General features: G+C 42.2%; 9 protein-coding genes and 1 pseudogene. 8 read left to right on the top strand and 2 right to left on the bottom strand.

Going from position 1 to position 11154, the window contains the following annotated elements; all coding sequences use genetic code 11:
• Positions 1-283 precede the first annotated feature (283 nt).
• Together HWQ38_RS39685 and HWQ38_RS39680 are read right to left on the bottom strand one after the other, a co-directional pair.
• Positions 284-1993, bottom strand: a complete 1710-nt coding sequence (locus tag HWQ38_RS39685; protein WP_292805904.1) for an alpha/beta hydrolase — start codon at positions 1991-1993, stop codon at positions 284-286.
• A 313-nt stretch (positions 1994-2306) separates the two neighbouring features.
• On the bottom strand, positions 2307-3641 hold the full coding sequence (locus HWQ38_RS39680) for an HlyD family efflux transporter periplasmic adaptor subunit (RefSeq protein ID WP_292805901.1): 1335 nt from the start codon (positions 3639-3641) through the stop codon (positions 2307-2309).
• Positions 3642-4561: 920 nt separating this feature from the next.
• Here HWQ38_RS39680 and HWQ38_RS39675 point away from each other — a divergent pair.
• From HWQ38_RS39675 to HWQ38_RS39640, 8 genes and pseudogenes are all read left to right on the top strand, one after another.
• Complete coding sequence (locus HWQ38_RS39675) at positions 4562-4861, top strand: hypothetical protein (protein WP_292805898.1); 300 nt, start codon at positions 4562-4564, stop codon at positions 4859-4861.
• 28 nt (positions 4862-4889) lie between these two features.
• Positions 4890-5189: a hypothetical protein gene (locus HWQ38_RS39670; RefSeq protein WP_292805895.1), complete on the top strand. Its 300-nt coding sequence runs from the start codon at positions 4890-4892 to the stop codon at positions 5187-5189.
• 100 nt (positions 5190-5289) lie between these two features.
• Positions 5290-5598, top strand: a complete 309-nt coding sequence (locus tag HWQ38_RS39665; RefSeq protein WP_292805893.1) for a hypothetical protein — start codon at positions 5290-5292, stop codon at positions 5596-5598.
• A gap of 573 nt (positions 5599-6171) precedes the next feature.
• Positions 6172-6435, top strand: coding sequence for a hypothetical protein (locus HWQ38_RS39660; protein WP_292805891.1), 264 nt, complete (start codon positions 6172-6174; stop codon positions 6433-6435).
• Positions 6436-6652: 217 nt separating this feature from the next.
• Positions 6653-8797 (top strand): peptidase domain-containing ABC transporter, encoded by a 2145-nt coding sequence (locus HWQ38_RS39655; protein ID WP_292805888.1) that lies wholly within the window; start codon positions 6653-6655, stop codon positions 8795-8797.
• A 373-nt stretch (positions 8798-9170) separates the two neighbouring features.
• Entirely contained in the window at positions 9171-10523 is a 1353-nt protein-coding gene (glmU, locus tag HWQ38_RS39650) for a bifunctional UDP-N-acetylglucosamine diphosphorylase/glucosamine-1-phosphate N-acetyltransferase GlmU (protein WP_292805885.1), read from the top strand.
• Positions 10524-10570: 47 nt separating this feature from the next.
• Positions 10571-10801 (top strand): type II toxin-antitoxin system HicB family antitoxin, encoded by a 231-nt coding sequence (locus tag HWQ38_RS39645; protein ID WP_292805882.1) that lies wholly within the window; start codon positions 10571-10573, stop codon positions 10799-10801.
• Positions 10802-10949: 148 nt separating this feature from the next.
• A pseudogene (locus tag HWQ38_RS39640) lies at positions 10950-11154 on the top strand (hypothetical protein); the annotation flags it as partial.

Genomic DNA, 11154 nt, shown 5'->3' with positions numbered 1-11154 from the left:
ATTTTATCAAACCCTTTCTACATAAGCTTTACGTCAAGTGTTTCTTGAAAGAGGGATATAAGAAAATATACCCTTGATCAGCTGATCTCAAATTAACTTGGCACAGTGCGATAGCGAAGCGCTGCTGCCTTCGCGTAGCGTCCGCAGATGAATTACGTCGCCGTGATCCACTACATTTGCGGCAAAAATAGAATGCGTTAGCCTAGCTTACCGTAGGTATCACTTTTTTTTAGAATATCTGAGTATTTTAGCTGATTGACAAAAGGCGCTTTATCTTAATCTCTCACGGATGGGTAGGGATAGGGATAGGTTGAGGTTTTGATGGTTTGACTGACTGGACAGTTGATGCATTCCAAATTAGATTGAATTGATCTGCTGACAACGATTGTAAAAGACTGAGATTAAACCGCTCTTTACTGATGAATATGGCGTAGGATGGCTGCAAATAGGAACGGTATTCAGGGCGGTTGAGGAGATGGGTTTCCAAAAAAGCGACGCTGAGGGCGTTGAGATAGGAATAAACAGCAGCACTATTAGGACCCACCAAAGCAGATGGCACAGGTAAGGCACCGTTTTGAGAAGTAGGTGCGGCGATCGCCGAAAAGTGGGTGGCATTTTCGATCAAAACTAGGTACTTATTGGGATCAGAAAGCCAGGTAAAGGGGCGAATTTGTTCAGATACAGGTGGAGCAAAAATATCTTGACTACCTGCTACCAGCATTACAGGCATTTTAATTTGACTCACTCCGCCCTCACCCAAAATTGAGCTGTCAATGGGATTAATTGCAATAATGGCCTTGATGCGATCGTCTTTGAGTTCGTAATTTTTTGGCGATAACTCACTTGCTTGACACTGCAACAAGAGCGACAAATTAAAGGATGAATTATTGGGATTACAATCTTGCCTCAGTTGGTTAAAGTTAATCTTTGCTCCTGCTAGAGTCAAAACAGTATAACCACCAAGGGACTGACCAATCGCCCCAACTTGCTGAAAATTGAGTTTTCCTTGGAGAGTGGGATCAGATTTTTCTAGCCGTTCCAGTTCATTGAGTAGATACTTAATATCCAAAGGTCGGTTGATAAATTCTGCTGCATCTGGCGGCACTGCCAAACCCGCAAAGTATTGCTGAAAGCGTTTGGCATTACTACCAGGGTGTTCCAGTACAGCAACGGCAAAACCATAGGATGCAAGATGTTGAGCTAAGTAGACAAAGCTAGAGCGGTCTGAGCCAACACCATGAGAAATTACAATTAGGGGAAAGGGAGACGACAGAGAGTTCTGAGTTGTCAGTTGTGAGTTTTGAGTTGCAGGCACATAGATATCCACGGGTAAACGGCGTGAGCGAGAAACGTCATTTAACTCGAAGGTTTTTTTATCCCAGCGGAATTTTCCTGGCGATCGCAAATCTGGCAGTTGGAAGAAGTCAGTAGTTGAATTGGCCGCTTGAGCGATCGCTTCTTTTTCAATAGAGGCAACAACTTCATCCTTCTTTTTGAGCAATTGTGACAAGTCATCGACTATCTTTAGCCCTTGCGTGAAATTCACCCGTATAGTATTGCTAGGAAATTTCCGCAGCAAATTCACAACTGTTAAACCCTTTTGATCAGCAGCAGCCAAAATCAAAGAGGCACGTATAGCATAGAAGCCGTTCTTTCGAGACTCAGTGAGCAGTAATTTTCCCAACTGTTGCATCAGCTGCTCGCCTATCGGTGAGTAGGTAACTTGAGATACTAGTGTAGGAGTGACATTGAAGCGTTGCTGGAGTAGATCCCGCAGTTGAGCGAGTTGTTGAGGAGTAGCACGATTAGCATAAAATGAAAAATCCTGATCGATTTTGCCTTCTTTAGCAAAAGTTTCTAGCGAGTCCACAGATAAGTAGAATTCGCCGAAGGGAGGGTAATAAAAACTAATACGTTCAGCTCCCAATCCGGGAGTAGCAGTGAAAAACGTAGATAGCAAACCTAAACCCAGGTATCTCAAAAATTTTTTCATTAGAAAAACCCACTGTAAAACCCCTTAACCCACATTACCCACCCTAAACTATCACACTAGGAATTTTCGGCTTTTGGAGTTTTGTAAATGCGCGTAGGCGTAACCCTCCCAAGCAACGCGCAGCGGCATGCCCTGAGCTTGCCGTTCGCGTAGCGTCTCGTAGAGAAGGGTCTGGTAGAGAAGGGTCTGGTAGAGAAGGGTCTGGTAGAGAAGGGTCTGGCTGCGCCAACGCCAAGTCCGATCAGAACTTTCCAAGATCAAAAATTTTGAATTGCGATAGTAGTTCTCAATGGCGTGGAATGCAGGAAGGAGCCTACAAATCTGTTAGCAGCCTTGCTTTTCTAAGAATAAATGTCAGTAGGGTTTCTTTTTTGGAAATAATATCAGCTGTAACTTCCATCCCTGGTTGAAGAGGATAGGATTTACCGCTCTTTTTTAAATAAAGTCTCTCTGCCTCAATTGTCACCTCATAGTAAGGCGCAATTGCAACGTTGCTGTTACCTTGAGATGTAATCGCATCGGCACTAATACCTCTGACAGCACCTTTGAGGGTGCCATAATCTGGGTATGGATAGGAAGAAAACCGCATTTGTACTTCTCCCTCTGGACATTTTGTGACTTGTACGACTTTACATACCTTGACTCTACTAATATCAGAAGCGGCAACACGGCCTTTGATTACTAAAGGGGCATTGTTGGGAGCAATTTGAGCGATCACATCCCCAGCACGGACAACTTGCCCAGCATTTCTTAATTCTAGTTTGAGGATAGTACCTGCCTCTGAGGTACGAATTACAGTTTTTTGCAGTTCGGTAAAGACTTGTCTGAGTTCTTGTTGAGCACTGCTAATTTGGTTTTGAATTTCAACTTGACGCCTGATGATTTCCTCTTTGTCTTTGTTCAATTGAGCGAGGGTAGACTCACCCTTTGTCAATTCTTGGGCAATGCGTTCTTGGGCGATCGCCACATTAGCATCACTGGGATTCAGTCCAGCTTTAGCGCGTTCGAGTCTCGCAGTTGCAGCTTTAAAAGCTTGTTCTTTTTCTTTAATTTCGAGAACGGCGATCGCCCCTGTATTTCCCAACTCCTCATATCGCTTCAGTTCTTCTTTAGCTAATTCAACAGAGGCTTGTATTTCTTGTACTTCTGTTTCACTAGTGATTTGCTTATCTTGATAGTCTCTTTTGTTGCGACTGAAGTCTGCTTTTGCGGATGAAATCGCCTGTCCGGTTGCATTGGATTCAGCAGTCATTTGGGCTTTTAGCGCTTTGAGTTGTGCATCGATTTGCGCTCGTTGTAACTGATTCTGCTGGATATTGCCGAGTATTTGGCTTTTTTTACTTTGCAATTGGGAGTTGTCAATGAGTGCGATCGTATCTCCCTTTTTCACAACCTGATTTTCTTTCACCTTAATGCTTATGATTGTTCCCTCAGCTGCTGCTTGCACTAACCGTATTTCTCCGGTTGGGCGGACGCTAGCATCAGCCTTCACGATTATATTGTATTGGATGATACTAGTAATTCCGAAGGTAGCGCCAACACTTCCAATTAAAAATATCCCTCCCAACCTTGTCCAGATGCTGATTGGGGGAAGATATTCGTCGTTTTGGACTAGGCGGAGAAAGTCTGGTTGAGGGTCAATGAGCATGAAGGCTAAAAAACATTTTGGTTGTATAAATAATCTAGCAAAAAAATCTACCTAGGGTTAGGGTGACGACCAAGATTTAGGGACATCCAAAAAATGAAAGCTCTTTTCCATTTCAATGATATTTTTGGCAAAAATTCCAGAATTCTGGCGTTTTTGCTCTCCAGGGCGAAAGCTGCGGCTTTTTTTTTATTACTGATAAGTGCCTTGCCTGGATGTACTTAGTATGTAAATATAAGGTTTGTATACAGCTAAGTTTAAATAACAATTAGCGCATTTGACTGCGATCATCAAATCTTTATAATTTTTATCTAAAATTTCATCCCTTCTTTATTTATTTAAAAATATTTTGTATAATAAATCAAGCTTTTTTGCCATCAATCAATAATTAAGCAACTTTAAGCCTTTTTATATTAAAAGAAATTATACTCAGACAAATAGACTGAGTATAAAATAATTAAAAAATAAGATGCTTACATAGAGATACTTATTCAACAATGCAGAATCCCAGTCTTGAATTTTATAAAACTATTTAAGTATAACTCCTGTAAAAATGTTGTATATTTACTTTACTATATCTTTAAATTCTGGGGATCTTCGGGCTTTTCTCAGTATAATAGGTAACAAATTTAACTTATACATTTTTGGACAAAGTTCAGTTTTTAGATGGTCATAATTATATTAATAGTTGATAAATCACAACTTGTTTTTTAATTAAATTTGTATAAATACTAACTATGTAGTATATTTTCTGAAGAGGCGTAATACATATTTCTTAAGAAATTAGTTGCTTGACCTTTTGAGTAAGAGCCGTATAATACATTTAACGACACGAAAAAGTTACTAAATATACTCTTTCCGTGTATATCTATTAACTTTGAAGTGACGTGACTTTAATCCAACAATCAAGCGAGACTAAGACTATGCAAAGCACATTGTTCACCACATTGACCGCCAACGAAGAAGCTAGTTTGTCTGGTGGTAATAAGAAGAAACCAGTAAAGAAGCCTCCTGCTAAACCTACCACCACCACCACCACCACTACTACTATTACACTTACTGGTGGTAATGGCGGCGCTGGTGGACCTGGTGGAGTTGGCGGCCCTGGCATCTCAAATACCAGTACTGGCACTGTTAGTGTTAGTGGTGGCACAGTTACTGGTGGAGCTGGTGGTAATGGTGGAGCTGGTGGAGATGGTGCGCCAGCCGTTTCATTAGGTTAATCCCAACAAGCAAGCGAGAACTTAAACTATGGAAAGCACATTGTTTACTACATTAACCGCCAACGAAGAAGCCAATTTATCTGGTGGAAATAAGTCTTGGTGGAAGAAACCAGTAAAGACCACCCCCACTACTACCACTACTACTACCACTACCATTAAACTTACTGGTGGTAATGGCGGCGCTGGTGGAGCTGGTGGAGCCGGCGGCCCTGGCATCCTCAATAGCGGCAGTGGCAAAGTTAGTGTCACTGGAGGCACTGTTAAAGGCGGAGCTGGTGGTAATGGCGGAGCTGGTGGAGATGGTGCCCCAGCCGTTTCATTAGGTTAATCCCAACAATCAAGCGAGAACGCCGAACTGGTGCAGATGGTGCGCCAGGAATTGCATATTAGTTTAATCCCAACAATCAACTAAGCGAGGACTAAAGATTATGGAAAGCACATTGTTCACCACATTGACCGCTAACGAAGAAGCTAATTTCTCTGGTGGTTGGTATAAGAAGCCAGTAAAGAAGCCTGCACCTAAACCCACCCCCACCACCACCACTACTAAGACTACTAGCATTACACTTACTGGTGGCAATGGCGGCGCTGGTGGAGCTGGTGGTAATGGCGGACCTGGCATCCTCAATAGCGGCACTGGCAATGTTAGTGTTAGTGGAGGCACTGTTACTGGCGGAGCTGGCGGTAATGGCGGAGCTGGTGGAGATGGAGCGCCAGCCGTTGCATATGGCTGGTAGACGAACTTATGAGGTTGAGTACAAAGGATAGACTAAACGTAAAGATACTATTAACCGCGTCTTTACTCGGATAAAGTGTCCTAAATAAACTACCCTGTTGAAGCAGGTGAAGTTACTATTTGGCGAATGATTAGCTGTGTTGGTTATCGCAGTTATCCTAGCATACGTTTCTGACTAACCAAATACTTTTCTTCAACAAAGTTAATAAAGTATATCAACGGTTGCTAGTATGCAACTGTTGATATTAAGTGTTTCTTTTTCCTAGTTGATTACTCAAGGTGAGGAGTCAACTAGGGAAGTAAGCGTCACTATTTGATTAAGTTAACCAGATTCATCACAATCTAGTAATTTTTGAACGATAACGAAGTTGTTTTTACCTCACTTACTCTAAACGAATAAGCAAGTATATCTATTTGCTTGGAGTAAGTGAGGTAAATATGCCAAAATTGCCGATGTTTTATGGGTTGATATACTAAAGATATAGCGATTTTGGTACGTACTACATCTCGTTATCTTAACTGAAAGCAACTTTCTAAAAACTTCAAAACTGATAATTAGCAACTTAGGTTAAGTATGAAAAGCGCTCAAACATCTTCAATGTTTACCTCACTAACTGAAACCGAAGAAGCAAGCCTCTGTGGTGGTACGGCTAACGTTAGTGTTACGAAAGGTACTGTAAAAAAGGGAACAACTGGGAAAAAGGGGTCATCGGGGAAAAAGGGATCATCTGTGTCAATAAAAAAAGTAACGACAGTCAAATCAACTACAACTAAACCTATAACTACAATTGTAAGTACACCAGGTGGGATTTTAGACTTAGCAAGTCTATTCTCCTAGTGTGAAGATATATGAGAATGATCAGCTAATCGGCATTTATGTTTTCAGAGTGATTCACTTTTAGTAAAGACTTGAGACTTGGTTTTATGCAATTTAAATGCTGATTAGCTTAGTAAAACTAAACTCTTGGTCAAATCTTTAACCACGCAGGGACAGAACCCTGCTATTTTTTTATTTATAGGTTTTGTCACAATGTTATTGGGTATTAGAGTCTGAAATGAAATACCAAGTTGTTACACAACATAGTGAGGAAGATTGTGGAGCTGCTTGTCTTGCTTCCATTGCCAAACATTATCGGCGTAACTTTACACTAAATCGTATCCGGGAAGCAGTAGGCACCGGGCAATTAGGAACAACATTGTTGGGATTGAGGCGGGGAGCGGAGGCACTTGGTTTCAATGCGCGTTCGGTTAGGGCATCAAAAGAAATATTAGACAGAATAGACCAAGCACCACTACCAGCAATCATTCACTGGAAAGGCTACCACTGGGTTGTTTTGTATGGTCAAAAAGGCAAGAAATATATAGTTGCCGACCCAGCAGCTAACATCCGTTATCTCTCTAAAAAAGAATTAATAGATGGTTGGCCGGATATGGTGATGCTTTTGCTAGAGCCAGATTCGGTTCGCTTTTATGCTCAACCGGATGATAAAATAGGCGGTTTTGGGCGCTTTATGCGGCGTGTATTGCCTTATGGAGGCATACTATTCGAGGCTTTTCTGTGCGCCATCATTATCGGTCTGCTTTCCTTAACTTCTCCAATCCTGCTTCAAATTCTGACAGATGATGTACTGGTTCGGGGTGATACCAAGCTGCTTGGTGCTTTGATTATTGCTGTTGTGGCAATGAATCTGGTGTCAAGTAGTCTGCAACTATTTCAATCTAATCTAATTGCTCATTTTGCCCAACGGCTTGAGTTAGGTCTAGTCCTGGAATTTGCCAGAACAATCCTGCGGTTGCCTCTGACTTACTATGAATCACGTCGCAGTGGCGAGATTGTGAGCAGATTGCAAGATATTGAACAAATTAATCAGCTAGTTACCCAAATAGTTGTCAGTCTGCCTAGCCAATTTTTTATTGCGGTGGTTTCTTTAAGTTTCATGCTGTTCTATAGCTGGAAACTCACCTTGGCAGCCTTCATTATTGCTATTGTCATGAGTTCATCTACGGTTGTTTTCCTGCCTACACTTCAACAGAAAGTCAGAGGTATATTAGTTTTAGACGCGGAAAACCAAGGTGTTCTGGTTGAAAGCTTTAAAGGTGCGCTGACACTCAAAACTACTACCGCAGGTCCGCAATTTTGGGAAGAATTCCAGAATCGATTTGGTCGGTTAGCAAATCAAACATTCCGCACAATTCAGATTGGAATTATTAACAATATCTTTTCTGGGTTAGTTTATGCTATCGGCAGTGTTTGTTTAATTGGTTTCGGCAGCACTTTAGTTATTAGTAAGGAACTCAGCATCGGTCAACTGCTCGCATTTAACGCCATGAATGGTAATTTTTTGGCATTCATCGGTACTGTGATCGGATTTATAGATGAATTCATGCGTGCTAAAACTGCCACTGAACGCTTAACAGAAGTTATCGATGCCACACAGGAAACTCAAGGCGATACTAACAAACCCTTTGCTCAAATTCCTAGCAATGCTAATATTATTTGCACAAATCTAAACTTTCACTACCCTGGAAGGTTGGAGTTATTGGAAGATTTCTCCCTAACTATTCCTGGCGGTAAAGTTATTGCCATAATTGGTACATCTGGCTGTGGGAAGAGTTCTTTTGCTAAATTGCTCGCCGGATTATATACACCTATTTCTGGCAACATTCGCATTGGTATTTATAATCTGCAAGACCTAGCCCTTGATTGTTTGCGGCAACAAGTTGCTCTGGTTCCTCAAGATGCTCATTTTTGGAGTCGCTCAATTGTTGAAAACTTCCGGTTAGGTTCTCCTCACGTCACTTTTGAGCAAATTGTCACCGCTTGCCAAATTGCTGAGGCAGACGATTTTATTAGTAAACTACCTGAAAAATATCAAACTGTATTAGGTGAATTTGGGTCAAATATTTCTGGTGGACAACGGCAAAGACTGGCTATAGCAAGAGCGATCGTTAATGATCCACCTGTGCTGATTTTAGATGAATCAACTGCTGGACTCGATCCAGTTAGTGAAGCTCAAGTTTTAGATCAACTGTTGTACCACCGCAAAGACAAAACTACGATCCTGATTAGCCACCGTCCTAGAGTAATTAGCCGTGCTGATTGGATTGTGTTGCTTAATCAAGGTAAGTTACAAATTCAGGGGACTGTGGAAGATTTGCGTGCCCAAGCAGGAAACCATTTAGACTTTTTAACCCCTTAATTAAGTAAGTAGGCGTGAATAATTAAGGGTTTGTAGTAAGCTGTTCCACATTTAACTTGCTCCCATTAGGGCGGGAAAGACTTCGGCGTGAGCGCTCAGTCGAACGCTGCCCACCCCACAAGAGTTCTGTTTAATTCGGTTATGCAAATTAGATGTTTTTCAGCTTAGTTAGTGCGCTGATGGAGGAAACCCCATCAGCGCACTAACGTTAGGGAGTCTTGTCTACATACGACACGCTATTTGCTAAGGAGCGTGAAGTTGTTCCAACTCCTTTTATATTTTAGTCTTCTATGATTAGCTGGTATGATTTGAGCCGACATCTTAAAGTACCAACAGTATTAATCACAATTTCACTGATAGCTGATAGCTAATTATGGTAGTTGTAGCAATTCTAGCGGCGGGACGCGGCACACGGATGAAATCACGCTTACCCAAGATTTTACATTCTTTGGGTGGGCGATCGCTAGTAGAGAGAGTTCTCGAAAGTGTTGAACCACTTTTACCCTCACGGCGAATCGTGATTGTAGGGTATCAATCGGAGGAAGTGCAAGCCGCCATGCATTCAATTCCCAGTTTGGAGTTTGTCGAACAGCCTGTACAATTGGGGACAGGTCATGCGATCCAGCAATTACTTCCTCACTTGGAAGATTACACTGGGGATTTACTGATACTTAACGGCGATTTACCGTTGATACGCAGCGAAACGCTCAAGCAGATGTTACAAACTCACGCCCAAAATCAAAACGCCGCCACTATTCTCACCTCCCACCTATCCGACCCCACGGGCTACGGGCGCGTTTTTTGTAACGATGAAAATATTGTGCAGCAAATGGTCGAACATAAGGATTGTACTGCTGCTCAAAGACAAAATCACCGGATTAACGCTGGAGTTTACTGCTTTCGCTGGCCAGATTTGGCAAAGGTGCTGCCCCATCTACAGGCAAACAATGCCCAAAAAGAATACTATCTCACCGATGCCGTGACTCAGGTGGGACAAGTGATGGCAGTGGATGTGGAAGATTATCAAGAAATTCTCGGCATCAACGATCGCCTGCAACTGGCAACAGCATACGAAATTTTGCAAAAACGAGTCAAGGAAAAATGGATGCTGGCGGGTGTCACTCTCATCGATCCTACAAGCATCACCATTGATGAAACAGTGGAATTACAGCCGGATGTAATTATTGAACCCCAAACTCACCTGCGAGGAAATACGGTGATTCAAACCGGAAGTCATATTGGTCCGGGAAGTTTAATTGAAAATAGCCAGTTGAGTGAAAACGTCACGGTGCAATATTCTATGGTAATAAATAGCACTGTGCAAGCCGGAAGCCGAATTGGGCCCTATGCTCATTTGCGCGGTCAGGTACAGGTGGGCGCTGGTTGCCGTGTGGGGAATTTTGTGGAATTGAAAAATACGCAATTAGGCGATCGCACCAATGCAGCACATTTGTCGTATATAGGTGATAGCGTTGTCGGCAATCAGGTGAATATTGGTGCCGGTACAATTACTGCCAATTATGACGGCGTGAAGAAGCATCGTACTAAAATAGGCGATCGGACTAAAACTGGTGCCAATAGCGTTTTAGTGGCTCCAATTACCTTGGGTGATGATGTCTACGTGGCTGCTGGTTCGACGATCACAGAAGATGTTCCTAATGATTCTCTAGCGATCGCTCGTAGTCGTCAAGTGGTGAAACCAGCTTGGCGGAGGAAGAGCCAATAAAGCGATAATTAAATCATCAGATTAGCTGATTTAACTAGAGGTAAAACATGAGGAAAACAAAACAATTTACCGCGATTATTGAGCGTGAGGAAAAGGGCTATGTGTCGCTTTGTCCAGAATTAGATATTGCTAGCCAAGGTGACACCATCGAAGAAGCACACAGTAATTTGGTTGAGGCATTGGAATTATTTTTTGAGACAGCTGACCCCTCTGAAGTCGAAGATCGGCTAATTACAGAAGTCTTTACATCAGAGTACGGCTATTTCATTCTCATCTAGCCCGCCTCAGAATGAATTCTGAGTCTAATAGCTAAAGTCGTCTAAAGACGACTGAGAAAAGGTTATAGTCCGTTTTAACGGACTTTAGCTATGTTTATGTCTAGAACGAAATAGCCCTGACATCAGAGCAAGACAAACAAAATTGAGTATGGAAGAACTGTTAGAACTTAGGCAATCTCTAGAACAAGGCAAAATCCATGAGGCGCTGCTGTTGGTGGATGAGTTAGAAGAAATGAGCCTTAGTGACAAAATCAATAAAATTGATAGTTATGGTGTGATTCTGCTCATCCATTTAATTCAGGACTTACGCAACTGGCACAAGCAATGGTGCGCGAAGCGCACCGAGCGCCCAA

The sequence above is a fragment of the Nostoc sp. NMS7 genome, from assembly GCF_017115085.1.
Lineage (GTDB): Bacteria > Cyanobacteriota > Cyanobacteriia > Cyanobacteriales > Nostocaceae > Nostoc.
This window is presented reverse-complemented; position numbering and strand designations above follow the sequence as displayed.

Bases quoted from the DNA above. Each gene is read 5' to 3' on its own strand.
- HWQ38_RS39645 (WP_292805882.1), top strand. From the start codon at position 10,571: ATGAGGAAAACAAAACAATTTACCGCGATTATTGAGCGTGAGGAAAAG.
- HWQ38_RS39670 (WP_292805895.1), top strand. From the start codon at position 4,890: ATGGAAAGCACATTGTTTACTACATTAACCGCCAACGAAGAAGCCAAT.
- HWQ38_RS39675 (WP_292805898.1), top strand. From the start codon at position 4,562: ATGCAAAGCACATTGTTCACCACATTGACCGCCAACGAAGAAGCTAGT.
- HWQ38_RS39680 (WP_292805901.1), bottom strand. From the start codon at position 3,641: ATGCTCATTGACCCTCAACCAGACTTTCTCCGCCTAGTCCAAAACGAC.
- HWQ38_RS39665 (WP_292805893.1), top strand. From the start codon at position 5,290: ATGGAAAGCACATTGTTCACCACATTGACCGCTAACGAAGAAGCTAAT.
- HWQ38_RS39685 (WP_292805904.1), bottom strand. From the start codon at position 1,993: ATGAAAAAATTTTTGAGATACCTGGGTTTAGGTTTGCTATCTACGTTT.
- HWQ38_RS39655 (WP_292805888.1), top strand. From the start codon at position 6,653: ATGAAATACCAAGTTGTTACACAACATAGTGAGGAAGATTGTGGAGCT.
- glmU (WP_292805885.1), top strand. From the start codon at position 9,171: ATGGTAGTTGTAGCAATTCTAGCGGCGGGACGCGGCACACGGATGAAA.
- HWQ38_RS39660 (WP_292805891.1), top strand. From the start codon at position 6,172: ATGAAAAGCGCTCAAACATCTTCAATGTTTACCTCACTAACTGAAACC.